The following is a 19,110-nucleotide window of genomic DNA, read 5'->3' on the forward strand; positions in this document are numbered from 1 at the left end:
ATGGAATCGACGCTGCCGCTGATCCTGAGCCTGGACGCGGTGCCGCCGGAGGAACAGGACGCCTGGTGGCGGGAGCACCGCAGTGTCGCCGTGGTCCACCTGTCGGCGGACGGCAGGCTCACCGTGGGCACCAAGTCCCCGGCGACGCTGTGGGACAAGCTGCTGGGCAGGGGCGGGACGCGGTACGCGGTCGACGTCAGCGACCACCGGCGCCGGGCCGAGATGCGCAACACCCCGTTGCCCTGCTCCGACCAGGCACACCGCTTCGAGGCCACCGTCGACATCGGCTTCCGGGTGCACGACCCGGAGGAGGTGGTACGGCGCAATGTCGCGGACGCGCTGCCGGTGGTCTACGGCCACGTCACGCAGACGGTACGCAGCCACGCCCGGCGGTTCGCGATCGACGAGGCGGACCGCGCCGAGGAGTACATCAACCAGGTCTTCGCCCAGGAGATCAGGCTGCCCGAGGGCATCACCGTCTTCCACTGCGCGGTCACCCTGGAGCCGGACGCCGCCGCGCGGAAGTACATCGAGACGCTGGCCGGCCTGGACCGCGAACTCACCGTGGGCCGCGGGCGGCACGAGGCGGCGGTGGCCGAGGAGCGCTCCCGGCAGGCCATCGCCGACATGAAGCAGGAGGGCGAGCTGGGGCGGGAGAAGCAGCGCGCGGCGGCGCTGTCCGGCATGGCGCTCAATATCGAGGGGCTGATCCGGCAGCACCTGGTGCAGCACCCGGAGGACACCGTGCGGGCCACCCAGCTGCTGACGGACTGGGAGACCGCCCAGGTGGCACGGGCGGAGCTGGGCACTCAGCGGCACGACGCGATGTTCAGGTTCCTGGTGGAGAAGGACATCCTGCGCAGCCCCGACCTGCTGATGCTGCGCGAAGGACTGCTGGGCGGGCTGAATCCGGCCGCGCCGCCGGTGGGGCTGCCTCCGGCGGCGGCCTCGGCCGTGGGCGGCGGCGCCGCAGCGGCGGCGCCGGTCTCCTGGGGCGGCACGGTGGCGGCGGGCGCGGCCCCGGGCGGCGGGCCGGACGCCGTCACGGGCGCCGCGGTGCCGGTGTACCTGGTCCTCGACGCCTCGCAGTCGGCGGCGCCCTTCGCCGACGGTCTCAACGACGCGCTGCGTTCCCTGCACACCGCCCTGTCCACCAGTCCGGACGTGGCGGCGGGCCTGCGGGTGTGCGTGCTGGCGTTCGCCGAGAACGGTGACCTGCGGCTGCCGCTGACCCGTTTCACCTGGGCCACCAATGTGCCGTATCTGGCCACCGGCGGCGACAGCCGGTTCGGGGCGGCCTTCGAGAAACTCCTCGACCTGCTGCCGGGCGACGTGGATCTGCTCAAGCGGGGCGGCGGCAGCGTGCACCGGCCGGTGGTGTTCTTCGTGGCCACCGCCCCGCCGCGGGACGGCACGCAGTGGCCGGACGTCCGGCAGCAGCTGGCCGCGCACCGCTACGCGCCCACCGTCCTCGCCTGCGGTCTGGGAGAGTCGGAGGGCCGCGCGATGCTGCGGATCGCCTCCGACCCGAATCTGGCGTTCGTCGCCGCTCCCGGCAGCCACCCGGCCGACCAGGCCCGGGCACTGTCGGCACTGCTGCAGAGCACCTTGCTGCACCTGGGCCGGACCGTACTGGCCGGCCACCCCGATCTGGTCGCCGAGTGTCCGCAGGGCCTGGTGCCCGCGGACCAGCGGTGACGCCTTCGTCACACATAAGGATCAGTCACGTGCCCGAGAACCGCGGGAATCTGCTCCCCGTCTACGTCCTCGCCGACGAGTCGGGGTCCATGGGACCGTACATCGACGACCTCAACGACGGCCTGCGCTCACTGCACACCACCCTGCTGGCCGAGCCCATGGCCGCGGCCAAGGTACGGTTTTCCGTCCTCGGCTTCGCCGACGACGTGGTGGTCCGCATCGCGCTGGCGGACCTGCGGCAGGAGAACGAACTTCCCCGGCTCAGCGCCCGCGGCACCACCAGCTACCTGGCCGCCTTCAGCGCGCTGCTCGACCGGCTGCCGGGCGACGTCGGCACGCTCAAGGGCGAGGGCTACCAGGTGCATCGCCCGGCGGTGTTCTTCATGAGCGACGGCCTGCCCAACACGTACGAGGACTGGCGCTCCGCCCACCGGAAGCTGACCGACCGGTCCGTGACCAAGGCGGCCCCGAACATCATCTCCTGCGGCATCGGCGAGGCCGACGCGGGGACGATGCTCGACGTCGCCACCGACCGCAATTTCGCGTTCGTGTCGGTGCCCGGCTCCGACATCGGGCAGTCCATCGCGGGCTTCTTCGGCTCGCTGACCCGCAGCGTGGTGGAGTCCGGTCGCAGCCTGGCCTCCGGGGACGCGCAGTTGATCGTGGACCGGCCCGAGGGGTTCACCATGGCGATCGATGTGATCTGAGATGCCCGAATCGCACACCGTGAGCGCCGGGCCGGCCGACGGCCGGGCCGGGGGCCCCGGCGGACCCGGGCCGGTGCCGCCCCCGCTCTCCGGGGCGTGGGCGCCGGTCCCGGTCGGGGATCCGGCCGCGGACTTCGAGCCCAGACCCCCCGGCGGTCCCCTGTACCGGCCGGACACCGTCCACGACGGATGGTCCACCGACGCGGTGACCGTACGGCTGGCGTCGGTGCGCGGCAACGCGCACCGGTTCCGCGGCAGGCCCCGCGAGGACGACGTGGCCGTGGCCGTCCACGCACCCACCCGGACCGTGGTGTTCGCCGTCGCCGACGGGGTGTCGGCCGCCGAGCAGCCGCAGGTGGGCGCGGCGCTGGCCTGCCGCGGAGCGGTGGACGACCTGCTGGCCCAGCTGGAGTCGGGCCAGGCCGCGATCGACTGGAAGCACGTGGTCGACTCGGCCGCCTACCAGCTGGTGGCGCGGGTGGCGGGCACGGGCGGGCCCGCCCTGGCCGCGAGCAAGGAGGCCGAACGCCGGTACGCCACGACGCTGGTGGCCGGAGCGGTCCAGGTGCGCGAGCACGGCGTGCTGTCCCTGGCGCTGGTGCAGGCCGGTGACTCCGGGGCCTGGCTGCTGCACCGGGGGTCCGGCCACTACGAACCGCTGCTGGCCACCAAGTTCTCGGCCGGCGACGCGGTGATCTCCTCGGCCGTCACCCCGCTGCCCCGGGTGCCCTCACCGGTGGTGGCCACCACCGCGCTGCTGCCGCCGGGGGCGGTGCTGCTGGTCGGCACCGACGGCTTCGGCGACGCGCTGGGCGACGGCACCGGCGCGGTCGGCCGGCTCTTCCACGACCACCTGAGCACCCCGCCGCCGGCCCGCGGCCTGGCCCACCTGCTGGACTTCTCGCGCGAGACGTTCGACGACGACCGCACCCTTCTCGCGATCTGGCCGCGCCACCTGCTGCCCGGGACCACGCCGTGACCGGCGCCGACGCCGCACCGGCGGTCGCCCTGGCCGGCCTGGACCGGGAACGCCTGCTCGGCAAGGGCGGCCAGGGCGAGGTCTGGGCGATCCGGGGCGCCATGGTCAACGGGTCCTGGCCGGTGGCCTACAAGCAGTACGCACCGGATTCCCTGCGCGAGGCCGACACCGCGGCGCTCGACGCCATGGTCCGGTTCGTGCCCTCGCTGGAGGCCGCCGCGGGCCGCTGGCTGTGCGAGCACACGGCCTGGCCGGCGGCGCTGGTCGAGGACGCCGACGGCACGGTGCGGGGTTTCCTGATGCGTCAAGTGCCGCAGGAGTACGTCAGGCGGCTGGCCACCCGGCCCGACAAGCCGGAGATCGCCGGTGTCGAGTTCCTGCTCAACCCCCGGCCGTACCTCGACCGGATCGGCATCGACCTCGGCGACCGGCAGCGCCTGCAGTTGCTGATGAACGTGGCCGGATTGCTGGACGGACTGCACCGGCTGGGCGTCGCGGTCGGTGACCTGTCGCCGAAGAACCTGCTGTTCACGCTGGACCCGCAGCCGTCCTGCTTCTTCATCGACTGCGACGCCATGGCGCTGGGCGGGCGCAGCGTGCTGCGGCAGACCGAGACGCCGGGCTGGGAACTGCCGATCGGGGAGCCGCTGGCCACCCCCGCGGGGGACCGGTTCAAGTTCAGCCTGCTGGCGGTCCGGCTCTTCCTCGGCGACCAGGAGGACCGGGACGTGGCGGCGCTGGCCGCCGTCTCCCCGCGCCTGGGCGAACTGGCCCGGCTCGGCCTGTCGGCCACGCCCGGCGAGCGGCCCCCGCTGCGCGAGTGGCTCGGCGAGCTGGAGCCGGCACTGTCCCGGGTGCCCGCGCGGCCGGCCGCGCCGCACTTCGCGCCGGCCGTGCCCGGCGCTGCGGCCCCGGCAGGCCGGCCCGCGCCCGCCACGCCCCTTGCCGCTCCCCAGCCGCTCGGGCAGCGCGGCACCGTCCCGCGGCAGGGGCGGGCGGGGGTGACAGCGGTCCTGGTCCTCGTGGCGGTGATCGTCGCGGTCGTCCTGGGCGTCGGCCTGACGCACTCGGGGGGCACCTCCGCCCCGCCGGACCCGGAGGCCATCGGCGCACAACGGACGACCGACACCGACACATCGCAGGCCGATCCGGCCGCCCAGGCCGCGGCGCTGGACGCGCTGCTGCGGCAGCAGGCGGGCACCCGCGGCCACGTCCAGCAGGCGGTGAACTCGGCGATGAAGTGCGGCCGGGGCACCTCGCTCACCGAGGACACGGACGCCTTCCGGCACGCCTACGGCCGGCGCGACGACCTGACCACGCAGTTGAGCGGGCTGGACGTCGACGCGGTGGACGGCGGCGGCCAGGCGGTGAGCGACCTGACCGACGCCTGGAACGCCTCCATGGCAGCCGACCGGGCCTTCGCCCAATGGGCGTCCTGGCTGGCCACGAACGGCTGCGACGCGGACACCACCGCCAATGCCCCCGGCTTCTCCGACGCGATGGACGCCAGCGCCCGTGCCACCGAGGCGAAGAAGACGTTCGTCGCCGAATGGAACCCCGTCGCCGACCGCTACGGTCTGCCCGACTACTCCTGGGACCAGCTGTGACCGGGCGGGCCGGCCCCGGCCGCCCGGGTCCGCAACTGCGCCCTCGCGCCCGGCGCAAGTTCCAGCATCTGGCGCCCGGTGGTCAGGATGCCGAGCCGCCGCCACTCCTCCAGGGCCCGGGCGACGGTGCGCCGGGAACCGAGGACCAGGCCGGCCAGATCGTCCTGGGACAGCGGCAGGTCGATCCGGACCGAACGGCCCGCGGCGGCGGTGCCGTAACGGCCGGCGAGGTCGAGCACGAGTGCCGCCAGCCTGGCCTCGACCGAGGTGGAGCCGGTCACCGCGCGCTGCCGGTCGGCCTCGCGCAGCCGCCCCGAGAGCACCTGCTGCACCGCGAACGCCACGGTGGGCGTCGACCGCAGCAGCGCGGCGAACCGGCCGGCCGGGATCACCAGCGCCTCGACCTCCATCAGCGCGGCGATCGAGGCCGAACGCGGCTGCCGGTCCAGCCCGGCCTGCTCGCCCAGCAGGTCGCCGTCGTTGCGGAGGGCCAGGACCGCCTGGTAGCCGGTGCCCGTGTCGGCGTAGATCTTCACGCAGCCGCGGCGCAGCACGAACACATGCTCGGAGACCTCGTTCTGCCGCACCAGATGGGTGCGCACCGGAAAGCTCTTCACGTGCCCGGCGTCCTGCAACTGCTGCCTGGCGGCGTCGTCCAGGAGCGACCAGAAGCCCTCCCCCGCGCGGCCCCCGTCACCGGGTTTCCGCACTCCCCTGGCGCTCATCGCTCAGCCGGCCGTGCCGCGTATCGCGACCGGCCGGCCGGGTAACCCAGGCACCCGCCCAGCCGCTTCAGCCGCCCGAGCCGCTCGAAGCCCTGTCATCCCCATCCCTCTTCCCGCATGTTCCCGCGAGCTCTTCCCGCGGGTTCCGGCAAGCCTGCCGCAAAGGCGTTCGCCGTGGCGCCCCCTTTTCGGGGTGGGCGCTTCGGGCGCTGTGAGCCGAGGCCCCGGTCGGCCCGGCGCTCAGCCCAGGTCGAAGGTGTTGGGCAGGCCCAGGCGGTAGCGGACGTCGTCCACGCGTTGGAGGACGGTGAGTTCGGGGGCGCGGAAGAGGGTCCAGAGTTCGCAGCGGGGGGCCGGGGAGGCGTCCGCGTCGAGGAGGGCGTTGACCGCGCGGCGGGCGGATTCGTTGGCGCCCTCCATGGTGGCCAGGTCAACGTCGGTGCGCACGTAGTCGCCGGCCAGGAAGAAGTTGGGCACCCGGGTGGCCGCCGAGGGGCGGTGGTAGAGGGTGCCGGCCGGGTGGATCAGCAACTGCTCGCGGTTGGCCGGGGCGGCGCCGCCCAGGCCCGTGACGGCCGGGTCCATGAACCAGGAGTGCAGGTCGTCGTCGGTGAGCACGGCCTCGCCGGTGTCGTTGAGGGCGGCCTTGAGCTGGGCCCAGGTCTCGGCGACCACTTGGTCGCGGGTGCACTCCTTGGCGGTCCGGCCGTAGAGGATGCCCGGCTCGTTCCACTCCGAGACGCACACCGACAGGCAGTCCACCGCCTGCCCGTCGCCGTAGTCGGCCGGGAAGTCACGGTGGTCCCAGAACTGCGCCTGGTTGATCGTGGTGAGCGACCACGGCGAGTCGGGGTAGATCGCGTGGCCGTGCACGATGCGCACCGGGCGGCGCAGGTAGAACTGCACGCCCACCATCCAGTCGGTGTCCAGGGCGTCGCAGGCGGCCAGTTGCGGGTCGGCGGCGCGCAGCGCGGGTCCCCAGGTGGGGCGGGCGTGCTCGACCGGCAGCGCGGACAGGTAGTGGTCGGCGGTGACGGTCCGCTCGGCGCCGCTGCCGTCGGCGGCGGCCACCCGCGCACCGGTGATCCGGCCGCCCTCGTACACCACCTCCTTGACCTCGGTGCCGAGTTCGAAGCGCACCCCGAGCGCGCGCAGGTGCTGCTCCCAGGGGTCGATCCAGGCCTCGCTGGTGGGGGCGTTGAGCACCCGGTCCAGGTCGCCGTCGGTGCCGCGGCCGAGGAGGCCGTTGAGCAGCCAGGCCTCGACGATGGTCCGGGCGACGGTGCGGGTGCTGGCCTGTTCCGCCTTGGTGGCCACCAGGTCGCGGGTCAGGCCGACGCCGAGCAGCCGCTGGTAGTCGTAGGACATTCGGTCCGCCTTGATGAAGTCCCACCAGGGCGTCTTCTCCCACACCTCGTCGCGTCGCCGGTCGCAGCTCGTGAGGTGGACCAGCACCCGGTCGGCGAAGTACGCGATCTCGTCCGCGGGCAGGTGCAGGGCGGTGTCCAGGCCGCCGACGATCAGCTTGCGCAGCGCCTCCACGCTGAGGTCGCCCGCGGCGGGCGGGCTGGCGAGGGCGTGGAAGGGCAGCGTGACGTCGGGGCGGCCGCCGGAGCGGGCGAGCCGGGTCTCGGTGCTGTTGCGGAGGTTGCCGTGCACGCCGTCCGGATTGCCGGGGAACGGGATACGGCGCAGCGTGTCGGGCAGGTTGCGGTAGAAGCCGGGGAAGAACCGGAAGCCGTGCTCGCCGGGCAGCGGCGCCCGGCCGCCGGCCGCGGAGCCGGGCACGTCCATGCTGCGGGCCTTGCCGCCGAGCCTGGTGTAGTACTCGTAGACGGTCACCGCGTAGCCGCGTTCGGCCAGTTCGTGGGCCGCGCTGAGCCCGGAGACGCCGCCGCCGAGCACCGCGACCGTACGCTGCGGTGCCGCCGCCACCGCGGCCGGGGCCACCGCGCCCAGCGCGAGCGCGCCGCCGATCCCCCCGGCCGCCGACAGCACCTCGCGCCGCGTCCGCTCCCGTCCCCGTCCCATGGCTCCGCCCTTCCCGTGCGCCGTCCGTCCGCCCGCCTCGTACTGCGGCGTCATGCTAGGGACGGGCAAAACGGTCAGGAAGCGTCCGGCGCACGCCGCACAGCACCCTCACACCACGTTCGAGGGCGAGCGATCAATACGCGCCAGCCGGCGGGCGTACGCAATCGGTCGGACGCGGGCGGCCGGACGTACGCGGTCGTACGTCCGAAGCCGCCGCCCCCGAAAACGCCTCCGCTCAGATCCTGCCGCCCGCCGCGGTGTCGCCGGACAGCCGCTGCGCCGCGTAGACCGGGATCACCGACAGCAGGACCAGGACCGCGGCGACCACGTTGACCACCGGCGCCTGCTGCGGGCGGGCCAGGTTGCCGAAGATCCACACCGGCAGGGTCTGCACGCCGGCGCCCGCGGTGAAGGTGGTGACCACGATCTCGTCGAAGGACAGGGCGAACGCCAGCAGGCCGCCGACCGCCACCGCGGACCGCACCAGCGGCCAGGTCACGTCGCGGAACGCCTGGAAGGGGCCCGCGCCCAGGTCCATCGCCGCTTCCTCGTAGGAACCGGACACCCGGCGCAGCCGCGCCACCACGTTGTTGAAGACGATGACGACGCAGAAGGTGGCGTGCCCGATGATCACGGTCAGCAGCCCGAAGCCCAGGCCGAGCGGCGGCAGCACCGACCGGAATGCGCTGTTGAGGGCGATGCCGGTGACCACTCCGGGCAGCGCGATGGGCAGCACCACCACGAAGGACAGCGTCTGTCGGCCGAAGAAGGCGTAACGCTGGACGGCGAAGGCGACGAGCGTGCCGAGGACCAGGGCGACGGCGGTCGCGCCGAGGCCGGCCCGCACCGACACCCACAGCGCCGAGCGGGCCCCGGCGCTGTGCCAGGCGTCGGCCCACCACCGGCCGGTCACGCCGCCGGGCGGCCAGCCGAAGGAGCGGTCCGCGTTCACCGAGTCGACCAGCACGAGCAGCAGCGGCAGGTAGATCACGGCCAGGCCGAGCGCCGCCGCCGAGCGCAGCAGGATCCGTGCGGTCCGGGACAGTCGCATCCGTGCGGGTCACCTCGCCTTCGGGAGGGGGACGGACAGGGGCGCGCCGTCACAGCGAGTCGAGCGCGCCGGTGCGCCGTATCGCGAGCAGGTAGAGCACCACCACGGCCACCGGAACGGTGCCGAGCGCGGCAGCGAGCGGCAGGTCGAGGGTGATGTCGGAGTAGACGACGTTGCCGATGAGCTGGGTCTTGCCACCGACGATCTGCACCGCGATGTAGTCGCCGAGGCTGAGCGAGAAGGTGAACACCGATCCGGCCGCCACCGACGGCAGCACCATGGGCAGCACCACCGAGCGGAAGGTGCGCCAACTGCGGGCGCCGAGGTCCGCGGCGGCCTCCAGGACGTCCTCGGGCAGGTTCGCCAGCCCCGCGTGGATGGGCAGGATCATGTACGGCAGCCACAGGTACGCCAGCACCGTGATCATCGCGGGCAGCCCGTAACCGGGCCCGCTCAGCCCGAGCGGCTTCAGCGCCCAGTCCAGCGGCCCGCCCGCGGACAGGATGATCCGCCAGGCGTACGCCTTGACCAGGTAGCTCGCCCACAGCGGGGTGAGCACGGCCACCACCAGCAGGTTGCGGTGGCGCGCGGCGGCCACCCTGGCCGTCCAGAAGGCGATCGGGAAGGCCACCACGATGTCCACCGCGGTCACCGCGAGGGCGGTGCCGAGGGTGCGCAGGGCCACGTGCCAGTAGACGGAAGTGGTCAGCACCTCGCGGAAGTTGGCCGTGGTCCAGGTGCGCACCACGTCCGAGGTGAAGGGGTCGGTGGTCCAGAACGCGGACAGGAACAGCGCGGCCAGCGCGCCGAGGTAGGCCACCACCAGCCAGGCCAGCGGGGCCGACAGCAGCAGGGTCAGCCGCAGCCGGGGCCGCCGGTGCAGCGCCCGGACGAACGCCCGGACCGGGCCCCGACCCGGCCCGCCGCCCGCTCCCGGGCGGCCCACCGGGCCCGCCCCCGCGGGCCTCACCCCTTGATCGACGTCCACGCCTGCACCCACTTCGCGTACGGCACGCAGGTGACGTCCTTGCGCCCGTCGACGCACTGCGGAATCGGCGTGGTCCAGAACCACACCCGCCGGTAATAGGCGCTGTCGCCGGCGTGGTAAGCGGCGCAGAAGCCCTTGTCCACGGTGTGGTCGCAGGCCAGCCGGTTCGCCGGGGCCTCCCCGAAGTACTCGGCGACCTGAGCGTTGACCTGCGGCGAGACGATCCAGTTCAGCCACGCGTAGGCGCAGTTGGGGTGCTTCGCCTTGGCCGAGAGCATCCAGGTGTCCGACCAGCCGGTGGCGCCCTCGCTCGGCAGCACCGCCTTGACCGGGGCCTTCTCCGACTGCGCGGTGTTGACGATCACCTGCCAGGTGGTGCCGAGCACCGAGTCGCCGCTCTTGAAGGCGGACACCTCCTTGAGGTAGTCGCTCCAGTACTCGCCGATGTTCGCGTTCTGCTGCCGCAGCAGCGCGACGGCCGCGTCGAACTGCTTCTGGTCCAGCGCGTAGGGGTTCTTGATGCCGAGCTCCGGCCGGGTCCGCATCAGGTACAGCGCCGCGTCGGCGAGGTAGATCGGCGAGTCGTACGCGGTGATGTGGCCCTTGTACGGCGAGTCCTTCGCGAAGACCGCGCCCCAGGAGGTGGGCGCCGGGGAGACCTTGTCGGTGCGGTACATCAGCAGGTTGGCGCCGTAGCCGTGCGGGATGCCGTAGGCGACACCGCCCACGGAGTTCCACGCCTGGAGCTTCAGGCCGTCGAAGACGTCCTTGTAGTTGGGCACCAGGTCGGTGTTGACCGGGGCCGCGTCGCCGGCGGCGATCAGCCGCAGCGAGGCGTCACCGGAGGCGGACACGGCGTCGTACTGCCCGGTCTTCATCAGGCTGACCATGTCGTCGGAGGTGCCGGCGATCTTGACGTGGACGGTGCAGCCGGTCTGCTGCTCGAAGGGGTGGACCCAGTCGGCCTTGGGGTCGTCGGAGCCGTCCTCGACGTATCCGGCCCACGCGACGAGGTTCACCGCGCCCTCGCGCGGGCCGAGGGTCCGCTGGGCGGTCATCTTCGGCGGGTGCAGCTTGCCGTCGGAGCCGACCGATCCGGACCCGCCGGAGGAGCCGCCGCAGGCGGTGGCCAGGGCGAGGACGGCGGTGAGTGCGGCGGCGGTGGCGGCCAGGTGGCGGGTCGCGCGCACGGTGTCTCCCTTCGTCGTGCTTCGGCGTGGCGGGATTGCTAATGCGGTCCGCGCGCGGGTGCCGGTACGGTCGCGGGCGCGCCGGGGTCCGGGTCCGTACCCGGCTCCCCGGGGTCCGCCGGCAGCGGTACGGCGTGGGCGGCCGGCCAGCGCAGCAGCACCCGGGCGCCGGGCGCGGCTTCTGTGGCCGGTTCCCCGGCGTGCCGCAGCACGGTGAGCCGCCCGCCGGCGTCGAGGTCGACCAGGACCCGGACGGCGTGCCCGAGATAGACCACGTCGGCCACGGTGCCGCCGGCGCGGTGCTCGCCCGCGGCCTCCCGCTCGGCGGAGGGCGCGGACAGCGTGATCCGTTCCGGGCGGATGCTGTACGGTCCCGGGGCGCCGGTGACGCGGCGGGCCGGTTCGCCGGTGAGCAGGTTGGACACCCCGACGAAGCCGGCCACGAACGCGGTGGCGGGCTTCTCGTAGACCTCGGCGGGCGTGCCGACCTGCTCGATGCGACCGGCGTTGAACACCGCGACCCGGTCGCTCATGCTCAGCGCCTCGCCCTGGTCGTGGGTGACGAAGACGAAGGTGATGCCCACCTCGCGCTGGAGTTCCTTGAGTTCGGCCTGCATCCGGCCGCGCAGTTGCAGGTCGAGGGCGGCCAGCGGCTCGTCCAGCAGCAGCACGGCCGGCCGGTCGACCAGGGCGCGGGCCAGCGCCACCCGCTGCCGCTGGCCGCCGGAGAGCTGCGCGGGGCGGCGCCGGCCGTGCCCTTCGAGCCGGACCGAGGCGAGCGCAGCCCGTACCCGCTCGGCGCGTTCGGCCCGGGGCACCTTGCGCACCTTCAGCGCGTAGCCGACGTTCTGCTCCACCGTCATGTGCGGGAAGAGGGCGTAGTCCTGGAAGACGGTGTGCACGTCGCGCTCGTAGGGGGCCAGGCCCGTCACGTCCTGGCCGGCCAGTTCGACGCTGCCGGCGGTGGGCTCCTCGAAGCCCGCGATCAGCCGCAGCGTGGTGGTCTTGCCGGAGCCGGACGGGCCGAGCAGCGAGAAGAACTCGCCGTGGCCCACGTCGAGATCGATTCCGGCCAGGGCGTGCGTCGGGCCGTAGGACTTGCTCAGGGCGCGCAGGCGAATGGCTGCTCCGCTACCGGCCACGTGGGACCTCCGCCTCCGGCGTCGTCGCCTCTCCGGTCACTTGGGCAGCTTTTTGCCCACGCGGAAGCACACGTATGCCGAACCTCGCGTTTCGCTCCCGGTCACTCGCGGAAAACCGATTGTCATGTCATCCGCAGAGGTTCGGGTTCCGGGCATCGAGGTCCGCTCCATCGACTGGGTGCCGCTGAGCGAACGGCACGGCAGGCTCAGCCAGTTGGGGCCGCTGTGGTTCATGTCCAACGCCCAGATAGCCACCCTCGCGGTGGGCCTGATCTCGGTCACCGAGGGCGGCAACCTGATCTGGTCGCTGATCGCCATCGTGGCCGGCGCGTTGACCGGCACGTTCTTCATGGCGTTCCACTCGGCGCAGGGCCCGCAGCTCGGCCTGCCGCAGATGATCCAGTCCCGGCCGCAGTTCGGCTACGTCGGGGCGCTGATGGTGTGGCTGTTCGCGTACGTGCAGTACGCCGGGTTCAACGTCTTCAACACCATTCTGGCCGGTCAGGCGATGGGGCAGACCGCGCACGGCAGCGTCAAGTCGTGGGTGGTGCTGGCCACGGTGCTGGCCTTCGCCCTCGCGCTGTTCGGCTACGACCTGATCCACCGCGCGGAACAGGTGCTCACCTGGGTCTTCCTGGTGGTCTTCGGCGTCTTCACGGTGGGCGTGCTGGTCACGCTGCACTACCCGGCCGGCTCGTTCGACCTGGGCGGCTTCAAGTGGACGCCGTTCCTGGGCCAGTTCGGGGTGGTGGCCGGCTACCAGATCTCCTGGGCGATCTACGTGTCGGACTACTCCCGCTATCTGCCGCCGGAGGTGACCGTGCGCCGGACCTTCGCCTGGACGTACGCCGGCTCCGCGATCGGCGGGATCTGGCTGATGACGCTGGGCGCGGCGCTCGCCGCCTGGGCCGGCAAGGACTTCGACACCATCGCCTCGATCAACGCGGCCGGCGACAAGGTCTTCACCGGCTTCGGCGCGGTGGTCCTGGTGTTCGCCGCCCTCGGCCTGGTCTCGGTGACCGCGCTCAACATGTACGGCGGCTCGCTCACCCTGATCAGCGCGGCGGACTCGCTGCGCCGGATGCGGCCCACCCTGCCGCTGCGGGCGGTGACCATCGGCCTGACCGCCGCGCTGTCCCTGGTCGGCGCGCTGACCGCCACCTCGCACTTCCTGACGAACTTCAACAACTTCCTGCTGCTGATCCTCTACCTGTTCATCCCGTGGACCTCGGTCAACCTGATGGACTACTACGTGGTCCGGCGCGGGCGGTACGCCATCGCGGAGATCTTCCGGCCGCGCGGGGTCTACGGCCGCTGGGGCGTGGCGGGCATCGTCTCCTACCTGGCGGGCTTCGGCGCGATGGTGCCCTTCTTCTCGGTCGGCACCCTCTTCACCGGCGTGCTGGCACACAAGCTGCACGGCGCCGACATCTCGCTCTTCGTGGGGCTGCCGGTGTCGGCCCTGCTGTACTGGGCGCTGACCCGGCACATCGACGTGGACGCGGAGATGGCGGCCGGGGCGGCGGCGGAGCACTTGGACGCGCCGGTGGCCGTACCGCCGGGGCACTAAAGTACTGGGCAGGTGGCCGAAGGTGCCCTACGGTGGCCGATAGGCAGCGGCTATCGCATTGATGCGGAACCGGTGTTGGACAACGGGGCCCGGAACGCGAAAAAATCTGATCGATCATCGATCGATCCAGCCGCACCGCGATCCGGGCGAGGAGAGCAGCAATGAGCACGGTGGTCCAGCCCTTGTACGGCTTCAACGGTCCCGACGGTCCGGGCGGCTTCGAGGGCGCCGAAGGGTTCGACGGCGCCGGGACGGCCAAGGGTCCCGCCGGCTTCGGCGGGGTCGGGGGGTTCCCCGGGCCCGGCGGTCCGGCGGCGCGGGCCGAGGCGCGCTTCGAACGCGAGGTGCTGGCGCACCTCGACCGCCTCTACACCGGCGCGCTGCGACTGACCCCGCACCCGGCCGAGGCCGAGGACCTGGTGCAGCGCACCTTCGAGCGGGCGTTCCAGGACTTCCACTGGGCCCGGCCGCAGGACACGATACGGGCCTGGCTCTTCCACCACCTGGTCGGCGTCTGGTTCGACGACGAGCCGCACCTGCCCATCGCCCCGCTGCCCGCCGCCACCCAGCCCGGCTCCGCGGACGCCGCGATGCGCGAGGCCATCGGCTCCCTCACCCCCGTCGTCCGCCTCACCCTCCACCTCTCCGACGTCGAAGGCTTCTCCGAGCAGCAAATAGCCGAGATCACCGAGGTCCCCCCGGGCATAGTCGCCGCCCGCCTCCGCCGCGCCCACGAACGCCTGGCGGACCGCCTGGTGACGTGGCTCCGCGCGAATCCTCCGACCCCGCGTTCGGCCGCGGAGCCGAGCACGTCGGAGGGCTCGACGGCGGGCTGACGGCTGTCCGTACGGGAGGTTGCGTTGATCATGGACCACCATTCCCCGAGCCCGTCGTCCGTCCCCACGGACACCGCCGACGACGCCGTGGCCGACACCGCCGCCCGGCTGCGCGCCCTGCACGGGCTACCGAACCTCGTCAGGAACGGCGCCCTCGACATCGGCCTGCTCGCCGACAAGCATTCGTACCGGCGCGGGGCCGCCCGCTGAGCGTGCCCGGTTGTCGGGGGGACGCTGTCCGGGTGCAGGGCCGGCCCGTCCTTGCGTCCCTTTCGGATGGGCGCCGGGGGCCGCCGGGACGTTTGTCGTACGGGCTCCCCAGGTGTTTGTCGTACGGTCCGCTTGTCGTGGGGACGCGGGCCGTTACTGGGTGGTACGGTCCCGGCACCGGCGAGGGCTCGGGCCCGGAGCCGGGCAGCACGGCACCGCGTACCGCCCGCAGGTCTTCCCGCACCCTCAGCTTCGTATCGCGGAGGCCCACTTCGATGACCGCCTCGTCAGGCCGCCCCAGCCCCCGCGCCCTTGCTCGCCGGGTCTCCGTCGTCGCCGCGGTGGGTGCCGTGGCCGTCGTCTGCGCGGTGCCGGGCGTCGCGTACGCCGTTCCGGGCGGCACCGGGATCAGTGGTCCTTATGCCGTTCATCCAGGTCAGCGGGTTGCCCAGCCGGCCCGTACGTACGTGACCGGAGCGAACCCGTTCCCGGTCGCGGTCGCCGCGGGCACGGCGACCGCCCAGGTGATCACCGTCAAGGCGAGCGGGTCGTACGCCACCGTCACGCTGTGGCAGAAGACGTCCGGCGCCTGGCACAAGATGGCCGCCACGGCCGCGGCCCGGATCGGGTCGCACGGCATCACGAACGGCGCCACCCGGGTCCAGGGCAGCTACACGACGCCCACCGGCACGTACGCCATCACCCGCGGCTTCGGCGTCGGCGTCAACCCGGGCACGGCCATGCCGTACCACCGGGTGACCAGCCACGACTGGTGGGTGGAGGACCCCACCTCCGCCTACTACAACCAGATGCGCACCGACACCCAGGGCGGCTTCCACCTCACGGAAGCGGGTGCGGACGGCAGCGAGCACCTCATCAAGTACCCCACGCAGTACCACAACGCCCTGGTGATCAACTACAACATGAACCCGGCCGTCAAAGGCCGCGGCGCCGGCATCTTCCTCCACGACCTGGGCCCCCAGGCCGGCCCCACCGCCGGCTGCGTCGCCGTCCCCGCGGACTTCCTGACCCGGACCATGAAGTGGATCACCCCGAGTGCCCACCCCGTGATCGCCATCGGCTGATCCGCGCGTCCCCTTTCGGGTGTACGGCGGTGCGAGCGGAGGCCGCCGCTCGTACGGGGAGGGATCACGCGAAGGGGCGCCGGGCGTGCCCTCGGCCGCGTATGGTCGGTGCTCGTTCGGGCCCTGCTACGGGGTCTTCCAGGGGGGAACACACACATGCAGCACGCCTTCGGCGACCTCGCCGCCATCACCGCCCGCAGCCGCGGCGGCCACCACGGAAGCGGCCACATCAGCCACCACATCACCCGGCACCTCAGCAACACCCACCACCCCTCGAACGGAGGAGGCGGCGGTGGGGTGGGCGCGTGGGTGGTGATCCTGCTCATCCTGATCGTCGTGGCAGTGATCGTCATCGCCGCAGTGGTGATCCACCGCCGGCGCGCGGCTGCCTGAGCCGAGCCCACCTCTTGCGTTTATTACGCTTGCTTCGATTATTGCGGATAATGAGGCAGGTTGACAGGGTGCCCTGCCGTTGCGATGCAGGTGAGGAGGCGAGCCATGCCCACAACAGACTTCCGTCCCGTCCACCTCCCGCCGGAGAAGGTCGAGGAGGCCAAGGAGGCGTTGGAGCGAGTCCGCGGTTACCTGGGCGAGCACCGGGGTCTGTCCCGGATCAGCATGAGTGTCGACGAAGGGGCCGACCGCAGGCCACTCACCCTGCCCAGGGAAGCGGTCGAGCTCCTGGCGATGCTCCTTGCCCACCTCGGGGCCGGACGCAGCGTCTCCGTCGTGCCGCACAACGCGGAACTCACCACGCAGCAGGCGGCCGACCTGCTCAACGTATCCCGCCCGTTCCTGATCGGCCTCCTGCAGGCCGGGGAGATCGAGTACCGCACGGTCGGCACGCACCGCCGCGTCCTCGCGTCCTCCCTGGTCGATTACCGGCGCAAGGACGACCAGCGCCGCCGGGCAGCCGCAGACGAGCTCTCGCAGCTCAACGAGGAGATGGGGCTCCTCTGAGCCATGGCCTTCGTCGCTGTCTACGACGCCAACGTGCTGTACCCGAGCACATCGACCTCGATGCCGGTGCCGTGTACGCAGCGGTGCAGCAGATCGTGAACAGCCGCCCCAAGCCACCGGCCACTTGGGCGGACATCCTTGGCTCCCTCGAAAAGGACGGTCTGGTGGCATCGGTGGCCGCTCTGCGCTCGATGTAAGCCCTTGGACGCGGGCCCACGGCCCGACATCACCACGCCGTGCCAGCAGAAGATCACCGATTCGCGCCGACCGCCCTGGCACCGGGTCCGATCCCGCCGAGATCGCCGGCGTGCGGCGCCGGCTGCGTGAACTGGCCGCGGACCCTGCCGACGCCGACCGACTCACCCTCGTGGCGGACGCCGTGGAGTGGATCGCGGCCGAGGTCGTACCGCTTCTCGGCTGACCCGCGCACCGTGGGCCCGGGCCCGCCTCGCAACCGCACCCGCGGCTATCCCGTGGCAGCGGAATTCGAAGATCCGTCCCGTTCGCATGCCTCCTGCACCGGCAAGGGCTCCTGATAGACCGATCACCACGGCGAGCAGCCGCGAATTGCACGATTTCGGGCGCACCTCGTACGGCCGGTCACTCTCCTTCCACCTGGCGGCCACAAACAACTCACGAAATTCCCCGCCCCAGGGCCTGCCGATCTTTCGGGGACCCGCCTCCGCCCGGGCTCACGGCCACCGCGGACCGGCCGACCGGCCAGCAACCAGCGGGCGCGGCAACGCAAGTGATCGCCAATAACCTCGCCCGAAGATCATGTAATCAATGAATGCATCGAAGGCCGGGGCCGCATGGTGGAAAGCCGAAGCGAACTGTAAAGTTTGACGCATGAAGAGACGCCTCGTTGCTTCAACGGCTCTGACCGCGGCGGCTGTTGTCACCACGCTCGCCCTCGGTTCACCCGCGCAGGCCGGCGCCGCCGGCTACGTGAAGTACGGCAGCTTTAACTGGGGAGATCAGTGCAACTCGATCGGCATCCAAGGCGTCGCCGACCACGCGTGGCAAAGCTATTACTGCGACACGGTGAGCCCGTCGAGCCCCACCGGGCCGGGTCTGTACAACCTCTGGGTCCTGTACTGACGGGGCCGCCCACCAGTGGCCCGCCACAGGCCCGCCGCTCCGGCGGGACATCCACCGCACGAATCACGCGAATCACACGACGGGGGACCGTCCCCACCACCGGCAACCGTCGCGGCCCGCGAACGGGCCGCCCCGCACGAAACAGGGGTGCACAGTGCGCAAGAAGCTCACCCAGTCCTCGCTCCGGGGACCGGCCCTGACCCAGGTCCGCCATGTCGCTCCGGTGAGTTACGGCGCGGCCGAAGGCCGAGTGGCACGGATATACCAGGAACTCGAACGGGACTTCGGCATGCTCGCGCCGCCCATCGCGCTGCACTCGCCCGCGCCCGATGTGCTCGCCGCGAGCTGGCTGATGCTCCGGGAGACGCTGCTGGTGCCCGGTGTCGCCTCCCGCGCGGAGAAGGAAGCCGTGGCCTCCTCGGTCTCGGCGTCCAACGAGTGTCCGTACTGCCTGCGGATGCACGCCGCCACGCTCAGCAGCGTGCTGCCGCCCGCCTCCCGCGCGGACCGGGCCGCCGACCCGCTGACCGACCCGTCCGTACGGGCCCTCGCCGACTGGGCCAGGGAGAACTCGTTCCGCGACACCGCCGGGCAGAGCCCTGCCCCCTTCTCCTCCGAGCCGGCGCCCGAATTCGTCGCCTCGGCGGTGCTGTTGCACTACCACAACCGTATGGTCAACGTCTTCCTCGGCGAGCTGCCGCTGCCCCCGAAGGCCCCGCTGACCGCGCTCGGCCCGGTGATGCGCGTCGTCATGTGGCTGATCGGCTCCGCCGCCCGGACCAGCGTCCCCTCCGGCACCTCGATGGAGCTGCTGCCGGCGGCCCCGCTGGCCGACGACCTGTCCTGGGCAGCCTCCAACCCGTCCATCGCCGACGCCTACTCCCGCGCCACCGCAGCCGTCGACGAGGCCGGCCGCCGGTCCGCGCCCGAATCCGTACGCGACCTGCTGGGCGCCGAACTCGACGCCTGGGACGGCCGCCCGCCCGGCATCTCCCGCGCCTGGGTCGACGAGCGAACCGCCGCCCTCCCCCCCGAGGACCGCCCCGCCGGCCGCCTCGCCCTCCTCACCGCCCTCGCCTCCTACCAGGTGGACGACACCGTGGTCGCCGCCTTCCGCGCCACCCACCCCGAGGACAGCGCCCTGATCGACCTCACCTCCTGGGCCGCCCTCTCCGCCGCCCGCCGCATCGGCTCCTGGATGCAGACCAAGTCCTGAGCCCGGGAGCGCTC

General features: G+C 72.4%; 19 protein-coding genes. 13 read left to right on the top strand and 6 right to left on the bottom strand.

The window, feature by feature from the left end; genetic code table 11:
* From ITX44_RS34805 to ITX44_RS34820, 4 genes are read left to right on the top strand one after another with little or no spacing between them, the layout of a single operon-like run.
* Nucleotides 1–1,698 (top strand): vWA domain-containing protein, encoded by a 1,698-nt coding sequence (locus ITX44_RS34805; RefSeq protein ID WP_205362981.1) that lies wholly within the window; start codon nucleotides 1–3, stop codon nucleotides 1,696–1,698.
* A gap of 29 nt (nucleotides 1,699–1,727) precedes the next feature.
* Nucleotides 1,728–2,405: a vWA domain-containing protein gene (locus ITX44_RS34810; protein ID WP_205362982.1), complete on the top strand. Its 678-nt coding sequence runs from the start codon at nucleotides 1,728–1,730 to the stop codon at nucleotides 2,403–2,405.
* A 1-nt stretch (nucleotide 2,406) separates the two neighbouring features.
* Complete coding sequence (locus tag ITX44_RS34815; RefSeq protein WP_205362984.1) at nucleotides 2,407–3,384, top strand: protein phosphatase 2C domain-containing protein; 978 nt, start codon at nucleotides 2,407–2,409, stop codon at nucleotides 3,382–3,384.
* A complete protein-coding gene (locus ITX44_RS34820) occupies nucleotides 3,381–4,991 on the top strand; it encodes a hypothetical protein (protein ID WP_205362985.1) in 1,611 nt (536 codons plus the stop codon). The genes ITX44_RS34815 and ITX44_RS34820 overlap by 4 nt, the downstream gene beginning before the upstream one ends.
* On the opposite strand, the gene ITX44_RS34825 is transcribed toward ITX44_RS34820, so the two are convergent.
* The 6 genes from ITX44_RS34825 to ITX44_RS34850 form a co-directional block, all read right to left on the bottom strand.
* Nucleotides 4,970–5,701, bottom strand: coding sequence for a Crp/Fnr family transcriptional regulator (locus ITX44_RS34825; protein ID WP_307795629.1), 732 nt, complete (start codon nucleotides 5,699–5,701; stop codon nucleotides 4,970–4,972). The two genes, ITX44_RS34820 and ITX44_RS34825, sit on opposite strands and share 22 nt — an antisense overlap.
* A 255-nt stretch (nucleotides 5,702–5,956) precedes the next feature.
* Nucleotides 5,957–7,747 carry a hydroxysqualene dehydroxylase gene (locus tag ITX44_RS34830; RefSeq protein WP_236062231.1) on the bottom strand — a complete coding sequence of 597 codons (1,791 nt, stop codon included), beginning with the start codon at nucleotides 7,745–7,747 and terminating at the stop codon, nucleotides 5,957–5,959.
* Nucleotides 7,748–7,982: 235 nt separating this feature from the next.
* Nucleotides 7,983–8,798 carry an ABC transporter permease gene (locus ITX44_RS34835; RefSeq protein ID WP_205362992.1) on the bottom strand — a complete coding sequence of 272 codons (816 nt, stop codon included), beginning with the start codon at nucleotides 8,796–8,798 and terminating at the stop codon, nucleotides 7,983–7,985.
* A 49-nt stretch (nucleotides 8,799–8,847) separates the two neighbouring features.
* Nucleotides 8,848–9,744 (bottom strand): ABC transporter permease, encoded by an 897-nt coding sequence (locus ITX44_RS34840; RefSeq protein ID WP_205363115.1) that lies wholly within the window; start codon nucleotides 9,742–9,744, stop codon nucleotides 8,848–8,850.
* 20 nt (nucleotides 9,745–9,764) lie between these two features.
* The gene (locus tag ITX44_RS34845; RefSeq protein ID WP_205362993.1) at nucleotides 9,765–10,976 is read right to left on the bottom strand and encodes an ABC transporter substrate-binding protein; all 1,212 of its coding nucleotides are present in this window, start codon (nucleotides 10,974–10,976) and stop codon (nucleotides 9,765–9,767) included.
* A gap of 38 nt (nucleotides 10,977–11,014) precedes the next feature.
* Nucleotides 11,015–12,118 carry an ABC transporter ATP-binding protein gene (locus tag ITX44_RS34850; protein ID WP_307795630.1) on the bottom strand — a complete coding sequence of 368 codons (1,104 nt, stop codon included), beginning with the start codon at nucleotides 12,116–12,118 and terminating at the stop codon, nucleotides 11,015–11,017.
* A 124-nt stretch (nucleotides 12,119–12,242) separates the two neighbouring features.
* On the opposite strand from ITX44_RS34850, the gene ITX44_RS34855 reads away from it, so the two are divergent.
* From ITX44_RS34855 to ITX44_RS34890, 9 genes are all read left to right on the top strand, one after another.
* On the top strand, nucleotides 12,243–13,688 hold the full coding sequence (locus tag ITX44_RS34855; RefSeq protein WP_205363000.1) for a purine-cytosine permease family protein: 1,446 nt from the start codon (nucleotides 12,243–12,245) through the stop codon (nucleotides 13,686–13,688).
* Nucleotides 13,689–13,849: 161 nt separating this feature from the next.
* A complete protein-coding gene (locus ITX44_RS34860; RefSeq protein WP_205363001.1) occupies nucleotides 13,850–14,524 on the top strand; it encodes an RNA polymerase sigma factor in 675 nt (224 codons plus the stop codon).
* A gap of 30 nt (nucleotides 14,525–14,554) precedes the next feature.
* Entirely contained in the window at nucleotides 14,555–14,734 is a 180-nt protein-coding gene (locus ITX44_RS34865) for a hypothetical protein (protein WP_205363002.1), read from the top strand.
* A 275-nt stretch (nucleotides 14,735–15,009) separates the two neighbouring features.
* Nucleotides 15,010–15,819, top strand: a complete 810-nt coding sequence (locus tag ITX44_RS34870; RefSeq protein ID WP_205363008.1) for a L,D-transpeptidase family protein — start codon at nucleotides 15,010–15,012, stop codon at nucleotides 15,817–15,819.
* Nucleotides 15,820–15,975: 156 nt separating this feature from the next.
* The gene (locus tag ITX44_RS34875; RefSeq protein WP_205363010.1) at nucleotides 15,976–16,212 is read left to right on the top strand and encodes a hypothetical protein; all 237 of its coding nucleotides are present in this window, start codon (nucleotides 15,976–15,978) and stop codon (nucleotides 16,210–16,212) included.
* Nucleotides 16,213–16,317: 105 nt separating this feature from the next.
* Nucleotides 16,318–16,779 carry a helix-turn-helix domain-containing protein gene (locus ITX44_RS34880; protein WP_205363011.1) on the top strand — a complete coding sequence of 154 codons (462 nt, stop codon included), beginning with the start codon at nucleotides 16,318–16,320 and terminating at the stop codon, nucleotides 16,777–16,779.
* Between the two features lie 50 nt (nucleotides 16,780–16,829).
* Nucleotides 16,830–16,976, top strand: a complete 147-nt coding sequence (locus ITX44_RS42435; protein ID WP_504739970.1) for a VapC50 family PIN domain-containing toxin — start codon at nucleotides 16,830–16,832, stop codon at nucleotides 16,974–16,976.
* A 652-nt stretch (nucleotides 16,977–17,628) separates the two neighbouring features.
* Nucleotides 17,629–17,880 carry a hypothetical protein gene (locus ITX44_RS34885; RefSeq protein WP_205363012.1) on the top strand — a complete coding sequence of 84 codons (252 nt, stop codon included), beginning with the start codon at nucleotides 17,629–17,631 and terminating at the stop codon, nucleotides 17,878–17,880.
* Between the two features lie 154 nt (nucleotides 17,881–18,034).
* Complete coding sequence (locus ITX44_RS34890) at nucleotides 18,035–19,096, top strand: carboxymuconolactone decarboxylase family protein (RefSeq protein WP_205363017.1); 1,062 nt, start codon at nucleotides 18,035–18,037, stop codon at nucleotides 19,094–19,096.
* Nucleotides 19,097–19,110: the final 14 nt, after the last annotated feature.

The sequence above is a fragment of the Actinacidiphila acididurans genome (genome assembly GCF_016918855.1).
In the GTDB taxonomy this organism is placed as follows: Bacteria; Actinomycetota; Actinomycetes; order Streptomycetales; family Streptomycetaceae; genus Actinacidiphila; species Actinacidiphila acididurans.